Origin of the sequence: Enterococcus sp. AZ089 (assembly GCF_050547225.1) — a bacterium.
Taxonomy (GTDB): domain Bacteria; phylum Bacillota; class Bacilli; order Lactobacillales; family Enterococcaceae; genus Enterococcus_D; species Enterococcus_D entomosocium.
Genome location: NZ_CP172954.1, coordinates 1,856,847 through 1,879,469, shown reverse-complemented (window position 1 = coordinate 1,879,469; position 22,623 = coordinate 1,856,847). Strand labels below are relative to the sequence as shown.

Annotated in this window: 26 protein-coding genes; 10 read left to right on the top strand and 16 right to left on the bottom strand. The window is 41.4% G+C overall.

Going from position 1 to position 22,623, the window contains the following annotated elements; genetic code table 11:
- Nucleotides 1-114 precede the first annotated feature (114 nt).
- The 3 genes from IGJ01_RS08775 to IGJ01_RS08765 all read left to right on the top strand — a co-directional run bounded on the left by IGJ01_RS08775 (nt 115) and on the right by IGJ01_RS08765 (nt 2,654).
- Nucleotides 115-1,140 (top strand): Gfo/Idh/MocA family oxidoreductase, encoded by a 1,026-nt coding sequence (locus tag IGJ01_RS08775; RefSeq protein ID WP_430600970.1) that lies wholly within the window; start codon nt 115-117, stop codon nt 1,138-1,140.
- Nucleotides 1,141-1,212: 72 nt separating this feature from the next.
- Nucleotides 1,213-1,653 carry a heme-binding protein gene (locus tag IGJ01_RS08770; protein ID WP_308810356.1) on the top strand — a complete coding sequence of 147 codons (441 nt, stop codon included), beginning with the start codon at nt 1,213-1,215 and terminating at the stop codon, nt 1,651-1,653.
- Nucleotides 1,654-1,676: 23 nt separating this feature from the next.
- Entirely contained in the window at nt 1,677-2,654 is a 978-nt protein-coding gene (locus IGJ01_RS08765; RefSeq protein ID WP_087664132.1) for a Gfo/Idh/MocA family protein, read from the top strand.
- 62 nt (nt 2,655-2,716) lie between these two features.
- Here IGJ01_RS08765 and IGJ01_RS08760 read toward each other — a convergent pair whose 3' ends face one another.
- A complete protein-coding gene (locus tag IGJ01_RS08760; protein WP_005226063.1) occupies nt 2,717-2,905 on the bottom strand; it encodes a hypothetical protein in 189 nt (62 codons plus the stop codon).
- Between the two features lie 182 nt (nt 2,906-3,087).
- On the opposite strand from IGJ01_RS08760, the gene IGJ01_RS08755 reads away from it, so the two are divergent.
- On the top strand, nt 3,088-4,413 hold the full coding sequence (locus IGJ01_RS08755) for a dihydrolipoyl dehydrogenase family protein (protein WP_430600969.1): 1,326 nt from the start codon (nt 3,088-3,090) through the stop codon (nt 4,411-4,413).
- 717 nt (nt 4,414-5,130) lie between these two features.
- Here the strand turns inward: IGJ01_RS08755 and IGJ01_RS08750 are convergent.
- The 3 genes from IGJ01_RS08750 to IGJ01_RS08740 all read right to left on the bottom strand — a co-directional run bounded on the left by IGJ01_RS08750 (nt 5,131) and on the right by IGJ01_RS08740 (nt 6,908).
- Nucleotides 5,131-5,925, bottom strand: coding sequence for a hypothetical protein (locus IGJ01_RS08750; RefSeq protein ID WP_429947605.1), 795 nt, complete (start codon nt 5,923-5,925; stop codon nt 5,131-5,133).
- Nucleotides 5,915-6,454, bottom strand: coding sequence for a sigma-70 family RNA polymerase sigma factor (locus IGJ01_RS08745; RefSeq protein ID WP_005235917.1), 540 nt, complete (start codon nt 6,452-6,454; stop codon nt 5,915-5,917). Before IGJ01_RS08745 ends, IGJ01_RS08750 begins: the two co-directional genes overlap by 11 nt.
- Nucleotides 6,455-6,515: 61 nt before the next feature.
- Nucleotides 6,516-6,908, bottom strand: a complete 393-nt coding sequence (locus IGJ01_RS08740) for a hypothetical protein (protein ID WP_429947604.1) — start codon at nt 6,906-6,908, stop codon at nt 6,516-6,518.
- A gap of 161 nt (nt 6,909-7,069) precedes the next feature.
- Here IGJ01_RS08740 and IGJ01_RS08735 point away from each other — a divergent pair, with 161 nt between their 5' ends.
- A complete protein-coding gene (locus IGJ01_RS08735; protein ID WP_429947603.1) occupies nt 7,070-8,314 on the top strand; it encodes a glycosyltransferase in 1,245 nt (414 codons plus the stop codon).
- A 15-nt stretch (nt 8,315-8,329) separates the two neighbouring features.
- Here the strand turns inward: IGJ01_RS08735 and IGJ01_RS08730 are convergent, their stop codons facing one another.
- Nucleotides 8,330-8,815, bottom strand: a complete 486-nt coding sequence (locus IGJ01_RS08730; protein ID WP_008379954.1) for an AmiS/UreI family transporter — start codon at nt 8,813-8,815, stop codon at nt 8,330-8,332.
- 341 nt (nt 8,816-9,156) lie between these two features.
- On the opposite strand from IGJ01_RS08730, the gene IGJ01_RS08725 reads away from it, so the two are divergent.
- On the top strand, nt 9,157-9,411 hold the full coding sequence (locus IGJ01_RS08725) for a LexA family protein (RefSeq protein WP_244731666.1): 255 nt from the start codon (nt 9,157-9,159) through the stop codon (nt 9,409-9,411).
- A 32-nt stretch (nt 9,412-9,443) separates the two neighbouring features.
- On the opposite strand, the gene IGJ01_RS08720 is transcribed toward IGJ01_RS08725, so the two are convergent.
- Nucleotides 9,444-10,430: a DNA/RNA non-specific endonuclease gene (locus IGJ01_RS08720; protein ID WP_008379949.1), complete on the bottom strand. Its 987-nt coding sequence runs from the start codon at nt 10,428-10,430 to the stop codon at nt 9,444-9,446.
- 408 nt (nt 10,431-10,838) lie between these two features.
- On the opposite strand from IGJ01_RS08720, the gene mgtE reads away from it, so the two are divergent.
- Nucleotides 10,839-12,203, top strand: a complete 1,365-nt coding sequence (gene mgtE, locus IGJ01_RS08715; protein WP_016611788.1) for a magnesium transporter — start codon at nt 10,839-10,841, stop codon at nt 12,201-12,203.
- A 152-nt stretch (nt 12,204-12,355) separates the two neighbouring features.
- Nucleotides 12,356-13,297: a ribosome small subunit-dependent GTPase A gene (gene rsgA, locus IGJ01_RS08710; protein WP_420657562.1), complete on the top strand. Its 942-nt coding sequence runs from the start codon at nt 12,356-12,358 to the stop codon at nt 13,295-13,297.
- 313 nt (nt 13,298-13,610) lie between these two features.
- On the opposite strand, the gene IGJ01_RS08705 is transcribed toward rsgA, so the two are convergent.
- The 4 genes from IGJ01_RS08705 to IGJ01_RS08690 all read right to left on the bottom strand — a co-directional run bounded on the left by IGJ01_RS08705 (nt 13,611) and on the right by IGJ01_RS08690 (nt 15,032).
- The gene (locus IGJ01_RS08705) at nt 13,611-13,964 is read right to left on the bottom strand and encodes a DUF2200 domain-containing protein (protein ID WP_005235929.1); all 354 of its coding nucleotides are present in this window, start codon (nt 13,962-13,964) and stop codon (nt 13,611-13,613) included.
- Between the two features lie 95 nt (nt 13,965-14,059).
- Nucleotides 14,060-14,347 (bottom strand): hypothetical protein, encoded by a 288-nt coding sequence (locus tag IGJ01_RS08700; RefSeq protein WP_315041695.1) that lies wholly within the window; start codon nt 14,345-14,347, stop codon nt 14,060-14,062.
- Nucleotides 14,344-14,622 (bottom strand): hypothetical protein, encoded by a 279-nt coding sequence (locus tag IGJ01_RS08695; protein ID WP_016611786.1) that lies wholly within the window; start codon nt 14,620-14,622, stop codon nt 14,344-14,346. Before IGJ01_RS08695 ends, IGJ01_RS08700 begins: the two co-directional genes overlap by 4 nt.
- Before the next feature lie 41 nt (nt 14,623-14,663).
- Nucleotides 14,664-15,032 (bottom strand): hypothetical protein, encoded by a 369-nt coding sequence (locus IGJ01_RS08690; protein ID WP_008379938.1) that lies wholly within the window; start codon nt 15,030-15,032, stop codon nt 14,664-14,666.
- Nucleotides 15,033-15,246: 214 nt separating this feature from the next.
- Between IGJ01_RS08690 and IGJ01_RS08685 the strand changes: the two genes are divergently transcribed.
- Nucleotides 15,247-15,633, top strand: coding sequence for a hypothetical protein (locus tag IGJ01_RS08685; protein WP_087664138.1), 387 nt, complete (start codon nt 15,247-15,249; stop codon nt 15,631-15,633).
- Between the two features lie 160 nt (nt 15,634-15,793).
- Here the strand turns inward: IGJ01_RS08685 and IGJ01_RS08680 are convergent, their stop codons facing one another.
- A complete protein-coding gene (locus tag IGJ01_RS08680) occupies nt 15,794-16,204 on the bottom strand; it encodes a hypothetical protein (RefSeq protein WP_144330359.1) in 411 nt (136 codons plus the stop codon).
- 145 nt (nt 16,205-16,349) lie between these two features.
- On the opposite strand from IGJ01_RS08680, the gene IGJ01_RS08675 reads away from it, so the two are divergent.
- Nucleotides 16,350-16,586: a hypothetical protein gene (locus tag IGJ01_RS08675; RefSeq protein WP_207463005.1), complete on the top strand. Its 237-nt coding sequence runs from the start codon at nt 16,350-16,352 to the stop codon at nt 16,584-16,586.
- A 1,364-nt stretch (nt 16,587-17,950) separates the two neighbouring features.
- On the opposite strand, the gene IGJ01_RS08670 is transcribed toward IGJ01_RS08675, so the two are convergent.
- From IGJ01_RS08670 to IGJ01_RS08650, 5 genes are all read right to left on the bottom strand, one after another.
- Entirely contained in the window at nt 17,951-18,799 is an 849-nt protein-coding gene (locus IGJ01_RS08670; RefSeq protein WP_008379911.1) for a sce7725 family protein, read from the bottom strand.
- 15 nt (nt 18,800-18,814) lie between these two features.
- Nucleotides 18,815-19,483: a hypothetical protein gene (locus tag IGJ01_RS08665; protein ID WP_008379910.1), complete on the bottom strand. Its 669-nt coding sequence runs from the start codon at nt 19,481-19,483 to the stop codon at nt 18,815-18,817.
- A gap of 87 nt (nt 19,484-19,570) precedes the next feature.
- Complete coding sequence (locus tag IGJ01_RS08660; protein ID WP_242691943.1) at nt 19,571-20,023, bottom strand: hypothetical protein; 453 nt, start codon at nt 20,021-20,023, stop codon at nt 19,571-19,573.
- Between the two features lie 13 nt (nt 20,024-20,036).
- Nucleotides 20,037-20,210 (bottom strand): hypothetical protein, encoded by a 174-nt coding sequence (locus tag IGJ01_RS08655; RefSeq protein ID WP_254907404.1) that lies wholly within the window; start codon nt 20,208-20,210, stop codon nt 20,037-20,039.
- 136 nt (nt 20,211-20,346) lie between these two features.
- Nucleotides 20,347-22,614: a VWA domain-containing protein gene (locus tag IGJ01_RS08650; RefSeq protein WP_008379908.1), complete on the bottom strand. Its 2,268-nt coding sequence runs from the start codon at nt 22,612-22,614 to the stop codon at nt 20,347-20,349.
- Between the last annotated feature and the right edge of the window lie 9 nt (nt 22,615-22,623).

Below are 22,623 nucleotides of genomic sequence, written 5' to 3'. Positions count from 1 at the left end.
CCACTCAGCAGTTTGCGAAAAAGTCTGGTCAAAAGAACCTGTTTTTGGCAAAAGACTTCTCATTTCGAAGGATATCAGCAATAATCAAGCTATCAATTCATAGGAGGCGTCACAATGTTAACTATCGCATATCTCGGAAACGGAAAAAGCACCAATCGCTACCATCTGCCTTTTTCAACCAAGCTGCAGGATAAGATCAAAGTAAAGACGATCTATTCACCAAGCGGCAAGCTGACCTGGCCAACACTAGAAGGCGTTCATTACACCTCTGACTTAGAGGATATCTACCGTGATCCTGAAATTCAATTAGTTGTGGTCACGACCCCCAGTCATTTGCATTATGAATTAGGCAAGGATGTCTTGCTCCATGGGAAAAATGTCTTGATCGAAAAACCTTTTACGGAAACTTCGGCACAAGCAAAGGAATTGTTCGCACTGGCGCAAGAGAAAGGCTTATTTGTGCAATGCTATCAAAATCGCCGCTTTGATTCCGATTTTTTGACTACGCAAAAAGTGATCGAAAGCGGCGTGCTCGGAGATCTCTTAGAAGTAGAGATGCATTATGATTATTTTCGTCCAGAGATTCCACGGTCAGTGACCGAATTTTCATTGAATACTAGCTACTTGTACGGACACGCTTGTCATACACTGGACCAAGTGATCTCCTATTTTGGGCAACCAGACGATGTCCATTATGAGGTTCGGCAATTGCTTGGAAAAAATCGCATGAATGATTACTTCGATTTGGATCTGTTTTATGGTCGAATGAAAATCTCTGTCAAATCTAGTTACTTCCGATTAAAAGAGCGGCCTAGTTTTGTCGTTTATGGCGAAAACGGCGTTTTTGTAAAACAAACGAAGGATCGACAAGAAGAGCATCTAAAACAGTTTTATCTCCCAGATCATGCCGATTTTGGGATTGATTTGCCAGAGCACTATGGCACACTAACTTATATGGATGCTAACGGTGACTACCATGAAGAAAAAGTCATCTCTGAAATTGGTGATTATAGCCGTGTGTACGAGGGCGTCTATGAAACGATCATCCATGGCAAAGAGAAAATCGTGAAAGACGAAGAAACGATTTTACAAATCGAAATGCTAGAAACAGGCATCAATCAAATGATCACTGAGTCATAAGGCAGAGTGATTACGAGGCTTTTGACAAACAAAGCGCCTGAAGGCATCAACTGACTCATCGTAAAGGAGTAGATACGAATCGAATCTTCAGAAATCCTGCAAGAAGAACAGCAGCTGCAGTTTGCTCATTTTGACAATGACCTCGCATTGCGATTGGTAATTGCCATTGATCAGTACGTTAAAAGGAACTACCCGAAGCCTGTAGGGATCAAAGTTGTTCATCATGGCTTGCCGATCATTCGATTTTTAATGGCAGGGCGAAAAGAAAGCCCTTGGCTTGAAAGAAAAGAACGAACGGTACTAGAAAGCGGGCATAGTTCACTATACGTCTATGCGCAAAAAGATAGAGATATACAATTTGCTAAATGGGCACAAGACGAACATTATGCAGTTTGTGGTGGTGGTTTTCCAATTATCGAAGATAGAGAAGTCACTGGTGCTATCTGTGTGTCAGGTTTGGCCCATTTAGAGGATCATAAAGTGATCACCGAGGTATTGAAACAAATGATCTAAGAAGATAGAAAAGGGGAAGCAAGATGAACTTAGCGATTTTAGGGGCAGGCATGATCGTCCATGATTTTTTGACGGTGGCAGGGGATGTCCCGCAGCTTGAACTGTCCGCTATTTTTGGGACAGAAAATGATTTAGAGAAAATGAATCACTTAAAACAGCAATACGGGATTCAAACCGTCTATACAGAGTTAGGGGCATGTTTGGCGGATCCCTTCGTTGACACCGTGTATGTCGCATTGCCCAATCATTTGCATTTTTCCTTTGCCAAAGAAGCGATCCTCGCTGGCAAACACGTCATTTGTGAAAAGCCATTTACGTTGCAGACACGAGAATTAGTAGAATTAACAGAATTGGCTGCTGCCCACAAGGTGCTTTTGATCGAAGCCATCACAAATCAGTACTTAGCCAACTATCAAGGAATAAAAGCGCAGCTTGAAACATTGGGAGAGCTGAAAGTGATTGAATGCAACTATTCGCAGTATTCTTCTCGTTATGATTTATTCAAAGAGGGAACCGTTTTACCTGCATTTAACCCGAAAATGGGTGGAGGGGCATTGATGGATATCAATATCTATAATATTCATTTTGTCGTCGGGCTTTTAGGAAAACCAAAAAGTGTCCGCTATTTTGCTAATGTCGAAGAGGGGATCGATACTTCTGGCATGCTGTTTTTAGACTATGAACAAACAAAAGTCGTTTGTATTGGCGCCAAAGATTCGACAGCGACGATTCGCTCAACGATCCAAGGGACGAAAGGATCGATCATCGTCAATGGGCCGACGAATATGCTTGCCAGCTATGACGTTGAACCGGTCAATGGGGGAAAAATCCATCAGGATCAAAGCGTTCACGGACATCGTATGTTTGAAGAATTTGCCCGTTTTGCACAAGCCATTCACGAAAATGATCATGTCTTTGTCAAGGAACGCCTTGCACATAGCAAGCTGGTGATGGAAGTAGTGGAAAAAGCATTGGCAGATGCCCAGATCGTATTAGGATAATCGCATCAATGTGGAAAGACACCAGCTTCTTAGAGAAGTTGCTGGTGTCTTTGTGTGTTGTCTTATTTTTTCTTCTTTAAACTCAATAAGGTTAGTGGGATACCCAAGGTGAGATAGCCGACAATTGTCATCAAACAGACGACCAGCCAAAAGTTATCTACTGCTAGAAACGCAATCAGGCCATAGGCCACCAGAATCGAGAGGAAATAAAAAAGAAAGAGCTGAAAAAAACGTTTAAAACTCACAGTCATTCATTCTCCTTTGTCGTTAAACTGACAAGAAAAGTATACCATATCAAACGCAATTTTAAGGGATGATTGTGATCATTCGCAGGAGCCGTTAAAGGCGAATTGTTTTGTGGGCTGACCGTGATTCGCTATACTTGAAGGGAAGAGAAAGAGCAGGAATTTTTTTTAGGAGAAGGAGGAGACAGATGAAAAAGGTGGATGTACTGATTATCGGAGCGGGTCCAGCTGGTACGGCTGCTGCCTACGGGTTAAAAGCCAAAGGAAAGACAGTGGCGATCGTCGAAGCTGATTTATGGGGTGGCACGTGCCCCAATCGCGGGTGCGATCCGAAAAAACTACTGATGCGAGGCGTAGAAGTCAAAACAGAGGCGAAACGTATGCAAGGCAATGGCGTTCAAGGGCAGGTAGCCATTGATTGGCCGGCACTGATGGCGTTTAAACGCTCGTATACTGATCGTGTGCCGGAGTCAACCAAACAAGGGCTACTGGCAGAAGGGATCACTACTTACTACGGACAAGCCGCTTTTCGTGATGTCCATACGGTCATCGTGGGCGCAGAAGAGATTCAAGCAGAAAAAATAATCATTGCGACAGGACAGCGTCCAGCCGTACTGCCAATCGTCGGCAAGGAGCATTTACAAAACAGTACTGATTTTCTTTCCTTTGAAAAGATGCCAGCAACGATTGCTTTCATAGGTGCTGGATATATTACCTTCGAATTGGCGATGATCGCTCAAGCAGCAGGTGCTGAAGTTCATGTGATTCATCATAATGACCAGCCATTAAAAGGATTTGATGCTGAATTGACCGCAGAAATGGTTCGTTCAATGCAGGACCAAGGTGTTTCGTTTCACTTTAACCAGAACGCACAGCGAATCATGAAAGAACAAAACCACTATACAATTCAGACACAAGCATTGTCTCTCACCGTAGAAGCAGTGATTGGTGCCACGGGACGCAGACCCAATAGCGATCAGCTGCAACTGGAAAAGGCAGGGGTAGAAACGTCAAAACAAGGGATCGTTGTAAATGAGTTTTTGCAGACTAGTCAAACACACATCTACGCAATCGGAGATGTGCTAGCGAAAAAGCAGCCAAAACTGACGCCTGTTGCTAGCTTTGAAGCCGCCTATCTTGTCGAGCATATAGATGACCAGAGAACGCCCATCCGCTATCCACTGATCCCTACACTAGTTTTTGGTGCGGAAAAACTGGCAAGAATCGGAATCAGTGAGCAAGAGATTGCCGATCATGCCTCAGAATATCATAGTGAGGTGATAGATCTTTCTTCTTGGTATACCTATCGACGAATCAATGATCAAGAGGCAAAAATCAAATTGGTTTATGACACATTTGATACAATCGTTGCTGTCACGATTTTTTCTGCACTGGCGGATGAGTTGATCAACCACTTCGTTTTTGTGTTGGAAAATCAGCTATCGAAAGAAGCACTGGCACAAATGATTTTTGCCTACCCCACACCTGCTAGCGATTTGTCCTATTTTCTATAAATAAACAAACAAGCCTGCGCTAGTTTCCGCTAGCACAGGCTCTAAATTATTATGTCCGTATTGACTATAGTCCGTGAACCTTAAATGAACCTTAAAGTTAGGCTGGGTTTCATTTAAGCAATGTCTTTGTTTTCTAGTAACCCTAGGTTTAGGCTTTTTTTGAAAGCCGACGGACAGCAACAATCAGTAAGATCGATGACAAGAAGAGTCCGACCAAATAGATGATGAAAATAAAATCCGGCTCATAATGCCGATAATTGAATATTTTTATCATAAAAAAGAGAAACGGGATCGCTGCAATAAGGGTTGAAACGAAACGTTTCCGCCATTGTATGAAAAACGATCCAATCACTAGAAAAAGACAAAATGGGACCCAGAAGATCAGATGTCCGATAAGTTCGATTTTTCACACCTCCTAGCAAGTAAAATCATCATAACGTTTCTTCCTAAAAAGCAAGCGTGAATGAAAAAATAATCCCATTAGGCATATATGAAATTATGAGTGGAGTCTTCTGAAAAGTTCACAAGAAATCTGAGAATTTCAAAAGGAAATGAAAATCGAGCGATTAGGAATGTCCCAATAGTCCGAGACAAAAAAGCACCTCTTGCAGCATTCGTTTTCACTTGAATCCTGCAAGAGGTGCTCTTCCGTAGAAAATCTGGTGCTTTATTCAATTGATATCAAAGAAATGATTAGGAAGGAACGGCAGTCTTTTTTTATGGCAAGATGTTCTTACTATACAAAAGGGAAATGACCATACCTATGTCCAATAGATCCTTATAATAAAATCCTTTCAGTGGCCCAAAGTGTAAGAAAAATCCGAGAATCAGTAATACAAACAGCAGCAGGAAGAGCATGTTGAAAATGGTCATTAAGCGAAAACTGAAATGCCAATTACTCAAGAAATACTGATATTTGGCTGCTCGGTAAATTTTGTTTTGAATCGGAATTTTCTTGAGTGCAGGGATCGATTCATGATAGGACGTAAATAACTCGTAGTCTTTTTTTGTCAGCACTTCTGAGAAAATGTGTGTCCCCGCTTGAAAGTCGAAATAGCCCCAATGGAATTGTTCTTTATCCTCTGGTGATTCGTGCTTCATCAGCTTTCTTGGCTTGATGGTGAAGGCTTTGATGGTCTCATAGGGGTAACTGAAATAGGTGTTGCTTTCTAGATAGTCGATGATGACCAAAAAAAGCATTCGGGTCTCTGTGAAAACCAACAAACGATTGCCGCGGGTATCATGAAAGATGTCACGGTATGCTTTTGCTTTCTCAGTTGTTGCATACGCATAGGCGCCAAGCCCTTGGTTGGCGAAGGCGAGGTTTCCATCTGGCGTCAAAGGCAGATAGCCAAGAATCGTTTCGTCTTTTGCTAAAAGCTTCCGAAGCTCCTCTAATAGATCTTGCAAGAAAACATATTGTTTGGACAGCTCGAAGGTTGTTGCTTTTTCTTGTTCAGTTACTTTTATCAGTGATTTATTTTCATTTAAGACTAACTGTTTAAAATCCATCGATAGTCATCCTTTCTTTTAAGCGTTTGCGGCCACGGGAAAGACGATTGTAGATTGCTGAGACATTTAAGTCCGTCTGCTCTGCGATGGTTTCGGGTGATTCCTGATAAAAATAGTAGAGCAGAAAGATCCTTTGATCAAGGGCTTCAAGGTCTTCAATAAAGCCCAAAAAGTTTTCCTTTGTTAAAGGTGATTCTTCAATAGCTAGTTCCTGCTCATCAACAGGTTTTTCTTCCAATGAGCGCTTGTTCAACTTCCGCTTGTGGTCAATCGCACGACTACGACTGATTAAAAGCAGCCAAGTAATCAAGCGGCTTCTGTCAGGTTGATACGCAGCAATCTTTTGCCAAACCTCATAAAAAACTTCGTTCGCTACATCTTGGCGCTCGCTCACTTCATGCGGTTGGGAGAGGACACTATGAATCGTCCTCAGCATGCTATCACCATAAACAGCTAACAGTTCTTCTAAGCCGGCATAGTCTTTCTTTTTGATTCGTTCAATGATTTCTTCATCCTGCACCTTCTTCACCCCTTCACACTATATACGAAGAATTTTTGCCTTTTCTATCAGAAAAAGAAAAAAACCTCTGTTAACGAGGTTTATGATCTTTTGCCAGTAGATCTGTTGCCAAGCGCTGTGCCAAATACTCCCAAAGAATGCCACCAAAAAAAGCGCCTATCATATAAAGAGTAGCTGCTTGCAGCTCCAATGGATTATTTGCTAGCCAGAAAGAAAACAGCGAGCCGATGATGAATAGGTAGCTGCCAAAAAGCACTTGCCGCCACGAGCGTTTTTTAACAAACTTGCTAATGAGAAAGGTTGAAAGGATCATCAAGAGAATTTGGATGAATGCCAGAGAAGGAAGAAGTGCAAAGTCAGAAACAACCATTTCCCAAAATTGTTGAATCAAGAAAAAGAAAGCAAAGAGAATGAGCCCGCTTGAGAATGTACTAAGCCACAATGAAGATATTTTTTTTCGCATTGGTTTACTCCTTGAAAGGTTTTCTTTATTATAGCAAATTTTTAGTTAAACAATGTAAAAAGATGAACGAGAAGGTCTGCAAAAAACTTCTCCTAAGTATGCGCTCTTTTAGTATACTTGAAAGAAACGAGTGGATGGACTCGATACATGAGGAGGATTACATGCCAATGATTCTTTTTGCACCTGCGGTATTCAACTTGGCTGAAACGACACGGATGATCGAAGTCGCTAAACAAATGCAAGGAAATCACCACTGTGAGTTCTTTGGTTTTTCAAAGACCTTTGCTTCACGTATCATTGAAAGTGGTTTTACGTACCATTTATTGACGCCGACTCTGACAGAAAAACAAGAGGAACAGATCATAAAATTAGATCAACTGCGCTCATTCAAAAATCCCTTCACCAAAGAGATGGTTGCTGCGCGTATCCTGAGCGAAAAAAAACTGGTCGACAAGCTTGCTCCTCAGGTGATTGTAACTGGATCGAATGTCACGATCTTTCTATCTGCTCGCAGCAAACAGATTCCCTTAGTCTACGTAAAACCCTATGCGATGAGTGATCCCTTTTTTCGATCAGATAGCGCGTTTATCCCTTCTAGTTTGCGTTTCTTCGGACCGTTAAGGAAACCACTTTGGTATTGGACAAGAAAACAATTGGTAAAATCCCGCTGGATGCCCCGAGCATTCAAACACGCTGCCCAAACAGAAAAACTTTTTATGCCTGAAACGAGCTTACGAATGATGGACGCTGATTTAAATCTCATCACCACTCCTGATTTATTTTTAACGAAAGAGCAGCTGCCAGAAAACTATCAAATCGTTGGGCCGATTTTTGCGAAGCTCGGGTCTTCTTTACCAGACGAAGTGTTGACTTTTATTCAACAAAAGCGGCGGGAAAGAAAACGAATCGTTTATTTTGCGATGGGCAGTTCGGGGAATCCGCGCATGGTGCGAAAAATCTTAGCTTTCTTGCGAAACCGTTCGGAACTAGCGATCATTGCTCCGGTTACGCATCTACTCAAGGGGAAACACAACGTCTCAAAGAATTTGTTCCTGACCGAATATCTGCCAAGTCATCTATTGCATGAGCATATCGATTTTTCTTTTATCCATGGTGGGGAAGGGACTGTTCAAACAGCTTGTGCCTCTGGGAAGCCGTTTATCGGAATCGGGATGCACTATGAGCAAAGCTGCAATATTCAGTACTGCGTGGCGTATGGCAATGCAATTGCACTAACAAAACCAGTAACTGTGAAAAAGCTAGAAGTTGCCCTGACTGAGGTTTGTTTACCGAAAATCCGACAACAAGCCTGCCAGCTAAAGAAGCATTTCCCGACAAATGGTCCTCAGAAAGCGATGCAGGAGATTGAACACTTTTTAGAAATAAACAATAGTGATTATCATTGAGATAATCACTATTGTTTAATAGAGATCTAATAGCATCAGCAAACCTGGGACCCACGTAGTGAAGACACCGCAAGCGATCGCAAAATAATGAATTTTACGACCGAAGTTTACCTTCACGATCGTATCCAAAAAGCCGCAAAACCATAACGCTCCCCATGTTAACCAAATCAGTGCAAAAAGGGGATCTTGCTCCCATCGCCAAGAAACCCAGGCAAAAGGCAAGGTATTGATGGCTACGAATAGCGCAAAAATCCCATAAATACGTAGATCTAAATCAAAAAGGTAAATGATCCCTACCAATAAATACGTGAAGGCAAAGAGAAAGCCAGTGCCTGCTTCATAATAAGCGCCTTGAAGCATATAGATTAGATTGATAATGAAAGATAACGAACCTGTAAAAAGATTAATTAAAGCAAGTGAACGATAGTCAATGTGAAGTAAACTTCCCCAGCCGTTGATTATCAAAGTAATTCCTACAAAAAATAAGCCGATCCCTAACATAAAATCCTCCTTTACTTAAATTTAGAATAACAAATTCCAAGAAAAAATAATACCTTTATTTATTTTTATGTCAATAAAAAGGAAAATAATTTTCAAATTTACTATTTTTTGCTGTTAAATTTGATAAAATCAATAACAAAGAGCGCTGCTTGCCGATGTTTTTCTCGTTAAGGGGAAAATTCCAGCGTTTAAGAGGAACTTTAACTCGTTGGAAGAATGGGAAAAGAGGGAGAAACAATAGATTTTCAGTGTATTAATTGGACAAAAAGCTGACGAGGCAGTAGCTTATCGGTTTTTACGAATTTGCAGCAGTGAAGACTGTTTTGCGGAAAGGAGGAATTATGCCGAGAAAAGATCGAATCTTACTTTTTATTGACGAATATATGCAAGCTCAAGGTTGCTCACCTACCATACGAGAAATCTGTGCCAATGAAGAGATAAAAACAACTTCTTTGGTTTATCGTCATTTATTGCGTCTTGAAAAAAGAGGCCTGATTTACCGAGCTTATCGCTTTAAGTCACGTTCGGTTCGTTTTACAGACGAAGGGAAGGCCTATGTCAAAGTGTTGCGACAAGCACAAGCCAACGAAGAATAAATAAAACCAAAATAAAAAAGCCTAAGGCTTTTTTATTTTGGTGCACGGTAGCCGGCAGCTTCCGCTTCAGCGATGGTTTTGAACCATTCTTTCGGGTTGGTAGTATCCTCGTAGTATTTAGATCCGGGCAAATGATAGATGCCGCTTCTTGATCCTTTGATCAAACCGTTTCCTTGTTGATCGACATATTCTTTCTGTTTTTCCTCTGTTTCACTGCTTTGAGAAGTGGCTGTTGTCGTGTTGTTTTCACTACTTGTAGCATTCTCCGGCTGCGTCATATCTTCGTTGGAAATCTCGCTGCTACCATCCGCATAGTTGATTGTGACACCATCTTGGATGTTGAAGATATAATAGTTGAATTGGATCGTATCCTCGCCAATAGATTGGGCTTGCATCTGTACCCCACGGGCAACCAGCTCGTCATCGCGATAGATCGGGGTGACGGAATATCGGACATAATGATTTTTATCTTGCTTGAGATAATAGTTGATATCCATTTCTAAGCGCAACATCTCGGGATTGTTCAACTGACTTGTCCCTGTGATCAGATTCTTCCAGTTTGCATTTTCGCCAGCTAAAGCAAAGCCAATCAAGTGGGTTCGATTATATAAATATTTCCCATTGGGGAGCTGTTTATTACGCCAACCTGTCGGTTTCACACTGGAAATATCGCCACGCTTTTCCGTGGGCATCAAGGATTGATTCAACATTGCTTCAGCAGAGGTCGCACGATTGAGGTGATCGAGGTCGCCGTATGCTTCCCAGGCGCCATTTTCAAGGGAAAGATCATCTTCTGAAAACTCAGGAATGTTCTGATTGACTTCAATCGTTTGGGTGCCTTGGTAAGTTAACTGTGCCAGCTCATCTGCACGAATATCCTTAGCAGAAGTGACTGCCACTTCTGATGATGGTGTTTTGTGATTTGGGAATAGATCATTACTGTGTAGGAAACTAAATCCGACTGCTGCGAGTGCGAGAAGCGCAGTGACCGATCCGATAAATGTTTTTTTCTTTGCCATCTTTTTTGCCTCTCTTTTCATTGATGTATAGTTAGCATAAACGGGGAGTAAAAAAACTGCAACCCATTAATCATACCATTTGCATGGAGCGTTTTACAGAACTTTCAGGTTTCTTTTGCTTTTTGATCTCAAATGTTCTTAACCCACTTTCTTTACCAAGGGAACATGCCTGAATGGTTTTTTTTATTTGCAAGTCAAATTTTTCATGTTTTAAAAAAACTATGTGATATAATGAATAAAGTTGTTGCTATTTCCCTTTGATGCTTGTTTTAATAACAGGCATCTCCAGCTGCGGAACGAAATTTCAGCTGTATAGCACGCAACCTTCAAACGAAAGAAATCTGGACAATTTTCTGAACGATTTCCTTTCTTTCTTTGAGCAAAATTACAGGAGAAGGAGTGTATCCCATGAACCAGCAAGAAACCATCTTACATTATTTAAATCAGAAAGACTCTGAAAAATTAAAAGAACTCGTATCAGGAATGGAAGAGCTGCCGCTGTTACAATTGTTCAGCAATTTATCCGCGGATGAAAAAGTGATCGTTTTCCGACTATTACCAAAAGATAAAGCACTTATCCTGTTTGAAGATTTGACACCAGCTACACAACAACACTTATTACGCTCTTTCACCGATGAACGGGCAACCGAGTTTGTGAACGAAATGGCACCAGATGTCCGAGTAAGACTCTTGGATGAGTTGCCAGCGACCGTAACACAAAAACTTTTACAATCAATGGCACCGGATGAACGTGCTGCAACAAACCTCTTATTAGGGTATGAGGCTGAGACTGCTGGACGTTTGATGACACCGGAATTCATCACATTGAAAAAAAATATGACGGTCAATCAAGCGTTAGAAAAAGTGCGAATGCAAGCCAAAGAAAAAGAAACGATTTATACGCTTTATGTTACTGATCAAACGAAAACATTAGAAGGTGTTTTGTCGCTGAAAGATCTCTTAATGGCGCAAGGGGATCAACTCATCAGTGAAATCATGTCCCAAAAAGTTATTTATGTTACCACGGACACGGACCAGGAAGAAGCGGCACGTTTGCTAAATGAACTAGATATCATTGCGCTACCAGTCGTAGACAAGGAATCGCGAATCGTTGGGATCATCACTGTCGATGACGCCATCGATGTCATCGAGCAAGAAACGACAGAAGACATGTTTAATGCCGCTGGTTTAGTCGATGTTGCTTCTAATGAAGCAGACCGTAGTAACGTTCTGATCAACGGCACCCTTTGGCAAATTTGGAAAGTCCGATTGCCGTTCCTAGTGATCACTTTGGTTGCCGGTCTTTTAGCTGGGGTAGTCATTGATGAATTTGAACAAACATTGGAATCGGTGGCAGCCGTTGCGATTTTTATCCCTTTGATCATGGATATGGGTGGAAACGTTGGTACACAGTCCTCAACTGTTTTTGTTCGCGGGATGTCATTAGGGCATATTGATCTTTCGACCTTCACTCGCCATTTCTTTAAAGAAGTTTGGATCGGCTTAAGTCTAGGTTTGATCGTAGGGGTCATCTCTGGGGCTGCTGCATCACTTTGGCAAGGAATCCCGATGTTAGGTGTGGCTGTTGGTATTTCGTTAGTTTTTGCCATGACCTTAGCCGCAGCACTTGGCTTCTTAGTCCCGTTTGTACTGATTAAACTAAACATCGACCAAGCAGCCGGTTCGGCACCGATCATCACATCGATCAAAGATATCGCCGGCTTGTTTATCTACTTCGTTTCAGTAAATGTTCTTTTGGGTCATTTGCTTTAGCATACTGTCCGTTCCGGTGGTATAATAAAGCGACATCACATGATGAGCACAACATAGAAAGGGGAAATGTCTTATGACAAATCAAATGAAGCAACATCAACTCGGAGGTTTCTCTTTTTAAGTGCGGCCTCCTAACTAACTGGAGGGAAATCATGGAAAAACAAGGAATTGTGGTCTTTCAGGCCAAAGATATCGCAAAAGTCCGCTTGACCACAGGAGAAGAATGTTTAGCAACGGTTTCAGGAAAATTTCGCCAACAGGCACTAGCGCCAAAGGATTATCCGATCGTTGGTGATTCTGTACAAGGACAGGTGTATGATCAAGATCATTTCTTGATTGATGCTTTGCTGCCACGAAAAAGTTTTTTGCAACGAAAAGTAGCTGGAAATCGCACGGACGAGCAAGGCATTGCGGCGAACATCGACACAGTTTTTATTGCAACTAGTGCCAATGAAGAATTCAATTTGGCTCGGTTAGAGCGCTTTGTAACGATCGCTTGGGACAGTGGGGCTAATCCGGTGATTCTCTTGACCAAAGCCGATCAAGTTACTGCTGATAAAAAAGCAGAGCTGCTGCAAGCATTAAACGATGCATTTGGTGTGAAAACATTTGCTACGTCCATTTTTGAACCAAACGAATTGCTGATGGAAACGTATTTTTCTGACGGACAGATCAGCGCATTTATCGGTTCATCTGGGGTCGGAAAGTCCAGCTTATTAAATCAGCTTATGGCGCAAGACGTTCAAAAAACCAATGACATACGAGAGGATAGTCGAGGACGACACACGACGACGAGTCGCCAGTTGTTCACTCTGTCCTCTGGCGCAATAATCATTGATACTCCTGGCATGCGGGAAGTTGGCATCAGTACCGTCCGGTCAGCTTCGATCGACCAATCCTTTGAAGCGATCAGCCAGTATGCTGAAGGTTGTTTTTTCAGAGACTGTCGTCATGAAACAGAACCGAAATGCGCGGTCAAAGCGGCCATTGCTGCCGGTGAACTTTCAGAAGAAGCTTTCGCCCGCTATCGTAAAATGGAAAAAGAACTGGCGTATTTGAAGCGAAAAGAACAGATCAAAGAATTGAAAAAGTAAAAGTTAGCACTCCTTTCTTTAAGAGGAGTGCTTTTTTGTACGTGTTAAGAGAGTCTTGTTGAGTAAAGAAGAGGGACGTAGACAATGTCCTTGTGTTTTCACGAAAAGGCGGCCAATTCCACTGGGCACTACATGCTAAGTGGTTGAACTAAGCTAAGAACGCCTGTCTGGTTGAAAGCTACCGTCAAGAAAGTCAGTATAAAAAAACACAGTGGGGTGTTTTCCCACTGTGTTTTGAGCAATGATTTGCCCCTGCCAAGGTATTTCAAGTATAAAGCGTTGATTCTTAAATAGCAACTCGAAAAAAATCGCCTCATTCAGCAGAGCGCAGAATTTTCGTCATGGCTTTTCCTTTCGCCAGTTCATCGATCAGTTTATCTAGATAACGAATTTCTTGGACCATTGGCTCTTCGATCTCTTCTACCCGAATGCCGCAAATGACACCAGTGATCTGCTTTCGTGCGGGATTGAGCTGAGGGGCTTGACTAAAAAAACGTTCAAAAGAAAGCTCTTCATTCATCTGTTGCAGCGTTTCTTGGTCATAACCGGTCAGCCAGGTAATAATCTGATCCACTTCTTCTTTTGTTCGATTTTTCCGCTCTGCTTTGGCAATATATAGGGGATAGACTTTCGCGAAACTCATTTGGGTGATCTTTTGATTTTTCATGATATACTCCTTTAGTCTTTACACAAAGTATACTTTATTTTCTTCGTTTTGCCGAGATTTTCAACGTTTGTTGTGTGCCAAAATAGGCGAGGGGACTAAAGAATGATCTTTTCTTTTTGTTCACGAAACCCTAGAACTTTTTGACGTGACTCGCCATCCCAATAGAGTAAGTCCAAATTCTTATGCAGCATTAGCTGTGTATATAATTCTTTCAGCGTCAGAGCGGGTTTTTTTGGTTCAAAAAATAAAATCAATTGGTTATGGCTATCTTGGGCGATCGTCGTAAAAGGAATCAAGTTTTCTTTGTACGTTAAATAAATTCCTTGGTAATCTGCTGCACTCGACGACGTTGTCAGTGCTGTCAAGAGGTCTCTTGCTCTCATAATGAACCCGCCTTTACTGTTTTTTGCCGATAGGCATCGATATCCAACATGATTTTCGTTTTGCCGTACACCGTATACTTTTGCACCACGAATTGACGGCGCTTATTCCAATAGCCGCCCACGGTTAGAAACATGCCGTCATCAACATCCCCTAAAAAATTCAAACTGTGTTTCGCAATCAAACAGTTGGTGGTACCTAGTGTAAAGCGGACCAAAGGGGAGGGGGCAAAGGAGACGATTCTTATTTTTGAGACAGATCCTTTTTGTGTTTCCATCATTTCTTCCTCCTTTAGTTTAAGTAGTGTAAACAGTTGTATTATTCGCTGAGATCAAACCATTTTCTTTCTTCGTAGAAAGCAACGTGACGAATCTCATCATAATGGATTTTTTCCGTTGTTTCTCCCGTCAAATAAATGCCTAATGGGTCATAACCGCTGATTTTCCCGATAATATCTGGAGGATAGCCGCCTTCTTCATTAACTTCTTCTCGTTGGATCGCCACAGTTAGGTTCTTTTTCATGGCTTCAAATAAACACTGATTGATTTCTTCCGTTGTGAGTGACGGCTTAGGTGGACAATCAAACTTACGTGTCGGTTCCTCTTCAATTTCAGTTGTATGCTCAGATAAAAAGAATCCTTGCCACTTTAGCTTTTTTCGATCTTCATATGGTTGTAGCATACCCATAGCAATCACCTCTTATCTATATAATACAAACATACGTTCTCTTTTGTAAAGCGAACAGAATTTTAAATTTCTGATTCTTCTATGAAACATTTGAAAAGCGCATCAAACAAGGGGCTAGTGGTGGGTATCGTTTTTTTTACACTATATCTGTTATAATTTATCATGAAGCACCGATGAACGATTTGGAAAATAGCTGGCGAAAAAGGAGAATAGTATGTCTGGATTAATCGTGGTCCTGCTTACGATCTACTTTGCAAGTAGGAAAGATAAAGAACAGTGGCTTTTTGATCGCAAACGATTGACTATTCTGGCGCTTATGTTTGTGATCGTCGGCATAAGTTGGGGCTTAAATGACAAAATAATGAAGGATCCTCTGAACCAAAATATTAGAAGTGATTTACTGTTTAATTATTCGTTTCCATTATTGATATGTATGCTAGGTTTATTTATCAAAGAAATACCACGTTGGGGACGGATCGTGACTTTGTCATTTGGCTTTATGATTTTCGGGTATTTAGCTTTGCACTATTTGATAGGGTTTCACAACCCGTATTGGGAAAATCTACAGCTAAGTCCATTGTATTGGCTGCTAAGTGACTAGCCATACGAAAGTATCGCCAATGGAAACGCAAAAAAGCACTCCCTTTATTGAGTGCTTTTTTGCGGCTAAATAACTGCAGCAAGGTGTTTCTTTTCCCAAAAAAATAGGTTAGACCTAAGTAACGAGGGGATCATATAAGGAGAAGTCATGACTGTTTAAATCAAAACGATTGATTCTTGACTAAACCGTGTCTTTTGATCATTGCCAAAGTAAAATATGCGACGAGCGTTCCTGCAATCCCAAAAAGTAAATCGATTCGATCAGGGGTGTTCATAAAGCCAAAGACAGTCTCACTTAATAGATTGGCAATGAGCAAAAGCAGGGTCAATAGCGTGACGGCTTTAAATGGCGCACCCAACAAGAGCCAAAAGTACCCCAGTAAGCCAATAATCAAACTAATCGAAAAATTGGAGATATGAAGATAAAAGTCAGGATACATCGAAGTAAAGAAAGAAATGTCCAAGTACTTTGATAAGTAGAGGAAGAGGGCTGTGAACACGAAAAGCAAGTAGAGGAGTGACGCCCATATTTTTGGTAAAAAGACTAGCTTTAGTTGCGTATTCTTTTTCATTTTTATTCTCCTTTTAGGAATTATCAGCTATACTGATGGAATTGCTTTTATCGGGCATTAATTACACAAATGGAAAAACAAGCTGCAAACCAGGCAAATCAGTGGTCTGCACCTCATTAATAGTAAAATGAGGCGAGGTGATAAAATGACAATAATAAACAATCAGCGATTATGGTTAGGCTTAGGGGTAGAAATTATTTTGCTCATATCATTCAGCATGATTATGTATTTCATCCTGACGAGTGGCAATTTGAAGCAAAACCCGTTCACAAGTCGACAAAAAGGAAAAATGAGCTTATGGATAGCTGCTGGTTTGATTTTACTTGCCATGGTTCTAGTATTCCAAGGAATGATCAACGGCGCTTTATTCAGGCTTTTTTAGCAGAATATGGACGTTTATGGTGACCTACGAACATTACAATTATATTAAATAACGAAATGCCCTAAGTTATCTACATAATTTTAGGGTTCTTTTTTTATAGAATCATGTAACGGATATTTGTCAGTATTTGCAACATCTAAGCACTAGTGTAAGAACTTTGAAACGGATTGGCTGTATATGAATAAAATTTGAGAAAAAAGCTCAAAGATTTTCAAAATGATTATAGCATACAATCAAACCGATTGGTTCGTGAATCAAGGCTGATAGCTTGAATCTGTATTTGCTGAGATAAAAAAGACGAATCCGCAAGTAACTTGCTACAAGACAGTTAACAATGAACAATCTGTTAATCAGCAAATCAAAAAAAGAATCTGAAGAACATGTAAAACAAGAAATTCTTAGTTTTAATTGAATTTTAGGTGCATTAGCGACAATCTACTGATAAAAGTCATTCGGAGGGAGGTAAAATGATACAAAATTGTCTTGAACTATTTAGAATGGCACGAACCCTTTTTTGAATGTAACTTTGTATAATATATATTATGTAAACTAAAATAAAAAATTTTTTGAACACCGTATTTAGCTAGTAATTGTGCGACTCTCCTCCCTCTTATTCATGATTATTTCCTTCAAATTAACCTAATTAGCAGTATAATCCAAAAAAACGGTTATTTAAGCGATAGTTTAGGATTTTTGTTTATTTTACGACTGACAAGAAAATCAATTGACAAATTATATCTGTACCTTTGTCTGTATTTGATCTTGTTGATCCTTGAATCTTTGAATTCAAAGATAGTTTGCAGCTGATGGCCAATCTCAATGAATCACTCAATGCTTAATGAATCACTGTTCACGATTTTATCAGTAATGATTCGTACATAACCCAGCCAAATTTGTTCTAACTAAATAGCCTAATGGGAATCTTGATCACAGGCAAACCAGCAACGATAAACAACAAAAGTTGAGTTGCGTTCAGTTTTTACCTAAACGGATCCGATTCCCATAGCGAGTCCTAATCAAGGGATCACAGTCATCTAAGTACAATTTTCTTTTTGTTGCTGCTAATAAAGCAATGACAGCTACGGAAAGTTTCAAACTATGTAATACAGGATCGCCGAAAAGACAATGATCAAAACGACCAAAACAATGATTAGTTGATTTAAACGTCGAATAAGCAGGTTTTTCTTATTTTTTTCAAATTCTTTTCCTTCATTTCGATAATATTCTCTATCTTTTGTTCCCACGAGCGCCAACTCCTTTTCCCTGATTTTATCACTATCCTGAAAACAATGGGTGCAATCAAGGTGTTTTGTACAATAAATGGCAGTATTTTGTTAGAGCTTACCATCGTATACGTATAGAGACTAAATAAGACGACTGACGAGTTCCAAGTGATTCATAACCGCAGCTTTCCGAATAACGCCCATACCTGGAAACGACCTTTGCTGATAGGCAGCAATTAATAGCTGCAGCCCAGCTGTTTGTGTAGAATACTCTTCTTCATGCTGTAACAAAGCTTCCATGACTTCGAAAAATTTTTCTTTCTGATTTGGTAATTCTTCCTCAGAAAATAAGTGAACGATTCGCAAATCTTGCTCAGTTGTCGGATAGATCCAATGCAAAACCAACCGCTTTGAGGGATAACTGTGCTCATAATAAATTTTGCTATCGACAGAAAAATCACTAAACCCAGCATAACCCAATTTTTGATAAAGATGATGGGTTTTTGAAAACCCTTCGTCCGGACATTCTGTATAAAAACTATTTTTAGGTAAACGTGTAAACGGATCTTCCATCAGTAGTTTCGGGCCGTTGATTTTATTTAACAAACGAAACTCTTTGCCTACCAGCACCGGCAGTGTATTTTCCCGCCAATCACTAGCGAGTGCTGGGTCCGCTTGATGAACGATCCAAAGATCAGGCGTTTCTTCCACTGTTTCAATGGGTCGATCTACGATCATTGCTTTAGGGGCAGCAACATTTTGCAACTCTGCTAACCCCTCTGCAGTCAGAAAAGCCCCAGCCTGTGGATTGCGAACAAGATAAAAAGGATGCTGCTTCCTTTGAAACAGGTCAATGGTCGTCCAAAACGTTTTTGATTGCTTGACCGGTTCAATGATCGGCTGGATCGCTTCTGACAAGCGATCTTGTTCCAACAGTGCTTTCAATGCCAATAAATCAAATTGTTTTCCACGAATATACGGGAAGTACATCTTCTTCTCTCCTTCTTACTCGCCTGATAAAAAACGTTTTTCCAGCGCTTCATAGGCTGCTCTCGTAGCGGCCAATTCTTCTTTCAAGGCTTCGATCGCTTGCAGCTGAGTATCTTCAATAAATCGATCATAGTAATTGACTCCACCACCGAACAAGTCATACTCAGGCTGGCGTTTCTTCAGTTCTTGGTACAAACGTTCTGTTGAAAATACCCGCAATCCTCGAGCAGTCTGTTTTGCTTTGCCGACTTCTCTCGCTTGTGCCGAAATCAACCGAAACAATAAGCCATTTTCTGGAACCTGCAGCTCTTGCCGTTGGGGTTTCTTTTCGACACTGAAATACCCTTTGCTGCCCGTTTCTTTTTCAAGAAATGCATGATAGACCAAAACACCAATTGTAGGTGCAATCTGATCTTTGACTTTTTCATACAATGACTTGGGTAAGACAAAATAATTATAATTCCCAATAAAGGATAGTTTTGCTTTTGAGCGAAAATCTGCCAAACTAACTTTGAGTTCGTAGCAACGCCATTCAAATGTATTTTCAGTCGTCAAGCGACAACTCAAAGTATCCACGATGCCGTGATCATCTGGCATGACTACCTCTTCTACCACAATATCACTGTTTTCACGACAATAATAATAAAGTGCCTCTTCCATTTCTAAAGTTAAGGATGTCTTCACAAATTCACGACCTTTATCTTGTTTCACCTATTATAAAACATATGTTCGCATTTTAAAAGAGGGAAATAAAAGCAACCTATCATCCCCTCACTCATTCGGGCATCCGTTACCGAGAATCTCTTCAACCGTCCTCTTTGTACCGCGGAATCGTAACAAAAAAAGCAGCAAGAGCACACCAAGTTGCGTGATTAATAGACCTTTAAAGGGAAATTCAAAAGTAAAGCCTGCGGGAAGATGAAAGAAATGAAAAAAATCCTGCAGTGCTTTTTGACTAAGCCACAAACCGCTGACAAGCCCTATCAAACCAATAACAATGCTTTGAATGCCTACAAAGAAAAGCTCTTCTAAGGTGACCACCAACGGAGACTGTCCTAACAACAACCGAATACTCAGAGATTGCTGCTCCTCCCCCATCAAATGAAAACGATACATGTGATTGCAGTGCCATAAAAAGGCGGCGATCAATCCTATAGCTAGAATGCTAAGTACGAAGCGCAGCAATTGCAAAAAGAAAAGCCAACTGGCATATGTGAGATCCATCTGATTCTCACCACTATTTGTTTCGTAGTGCAGCCATTGACGAAAAAAAAACTAGCCAATTCTTTGCAAAGATGGCAATGATCAGTAGAAGAATCGCCAATACACCACTCATCAGCAAACTGCGCCTACGAAGTGCTGCGTGCCAGCCGAATTGGCAAGGATAGTAGAAGTACCGCCATTTGTTCATGATAGCCCTCCTTTTGGCGCCTATTTTACAGAACTTTTCAAATTTAGACAAACATCTTCTTGTTTACATAATATAATTATGATCAAAAAAGAGTGCGGCACGTAGCCCACACTCTTTTCCCTTTAGCTATCGACGTCTACAAATACCTTGTCAGCAGCTGCAACAAGCGCTGCGGAAATTCTGTTAGATTGGAAAGATCAATAAAGCGTTCTTCCCCATAAATCGCTTTGATCACCTCTTTGTCTTGGCCAATGGCAGCTGCCAGAAACAGCACCCCTTGTCGTTCATAGTCAGCGATCACCTGCTGAATATCTTCTTTGGCTTTTACCCCTGTATAATCAGGAAGAGCTTTTGGCTGGCCATCACTGATATTCAAGAGTAATTTAGTGGTTGCCGGCTGATGAGCGAGCTTTTCAGCTAGCACGCGCAAGACAGCCCCATCACGGTTATTTTGCCGAGGCTTCATTGTCATGAGTTTCTCTGGCACAAATTCAAAGCCTTCATTAAATTCTTTGTAAGCAAAAAGCGAGGTTTTTTCACGAGCGGTCACGTCCGCTGTATCGCCATAGATCATCAATGGCAAAGATAAACGTTCGGCAAAAGCATTCACCGCTAAGACCGCCTGTTGCGCATACAATATCCGATCTTCTCGAATCATCGAACCCGATTCATCGATGCGCAAAGCAAGAGCTAAGGAAGGCTGTTCATGAGGTGGATTCTTCTTGTCAAAGGTCCGGAAATCTTGATACGCAACCTTGCTGGCATCAAAGCGTGTGCCGCTGTACTTACCTTTACTGTATGCCGAAGCTTGTTCATTTTCCAATACTTCTTGGGTTTGCTTGATCAATGACTCTACGATCGGCAGCAACGGCTGCAAACGCTGTTGGGCTTCAGTCGCTTTTTCTAAATCGACGGGTGGTCGATGAACGATCAGCCCTTCTTTGGCATGGATTGATTCTTTCAATGCTTGTCGTGCTGCCTTTGATGCCGTAGTTTTCTTTTCTTTCTCCTGGGCTTCATACGCTTCGATCGACAAAGAATGAGCAGCAGGAGCTGCCTCTTGTGCCTCACTCCCAGCTTTTGCTTGGCCATCATGACTATTGCGTTCTAGTTCTTCTGAAAACGTCGCCTCAGTTGCTGCGCTTTTCGCTTCTTGTTTGTCAGAATCACTGGTTTCCATCGTTTCCGCCTCAGTTTCTTGATTGGCGGTCTCAAGGACTTGCTCATTTTTTAGGACGGGCGTGCCTTCTTCCACTACATTGCGCTGGTCCGCCTCTTCGCTGCTGATTCGGCGTCCTTTGATTTGTTCTTTAAAGGCATTTAGCGGTTGTCCAGAAAACAAAAGCCGCAATTGCGCCAATAACCCTGAAGCTTCTAGCGCCTGTTGTAAAAGAGAAAGCTCATTCGGATCGGTGGTGATTTTGTATAGCACTTTGCTATCAATTGCTGTAAAGGGATCTTGTCCTTGCTTGACTGCATTTAGCCAATAAAAATAGGAACGCATGCCCGCCACTCCTTTGATGGCATTGGCTTTGGCGGTCACGTCTAGCAAGCGTATGATCTCAGCCATTTTCTCCGCAGTCGTTTTGTCCGGATAATTGGTTTTGGCAATGCCTCGCTGCACCATGACTGCTAGCTCAGGTAAATCCATTTTTTCAGCATGCTGCATCCGATCTCGCAAGGATTCGTTCAATGGTCGGTTGCCTTGGTAATTCCGATTCGTTGTGATGATTACCACACAGTCAGGGTGTCGCCGAACAAAGCCAGTTGGGATATTCAGCATCCCGTTTTGTTCAAGGGCCGAGTTTAGTGCCACTAGTACCGAAGCATCACGAATGACCGTTGGCTCTTGAATCTCAAGCAAATAGCCTTTTTCCAGCGCCCGTACGATTTCGGAGGGATAAAATTTGTATTGAATCGTCGGTTGCTGATCACTGGTTTCAATCCGTTCGATCAGTTCCGCAAATTTCGCCCGTGCCCGCTCACGAGTCAAGGAAAAATGCCGCTGGATCAAAGCCAAGACATCTTCAAAACAATCACTTTGATAAATCGCATCCAGCAAGTCCTTGTCCTCTTCTTGGTCGGTGTTGATCACTGGTAATAAAGCACCAAATACATCTGACTTATCCATATCCGCAAAGCAGGTGATTTTGGTGTAGGGCAGTTGCAAGTCGGCAGAAAGTGCCTTTGCCAACTGAGTCTTACCCGACCCAGCATCGCCTTCCAGCAACACATTGAAAATCTTCATCTCTGGATCCGCCCAATTCAACGCGATCTCTGAAGCGATTCGTAGTTCTTCAGCACTGGTCTGATGACTTTGTGGTTTTTTCCAAATCATGGTTTGTTCTAATTTGCTAAAAGCGCGTCCTTTCGTTACGACAAAAGACGGTTGATTTTGTGTCATGGCAATCTG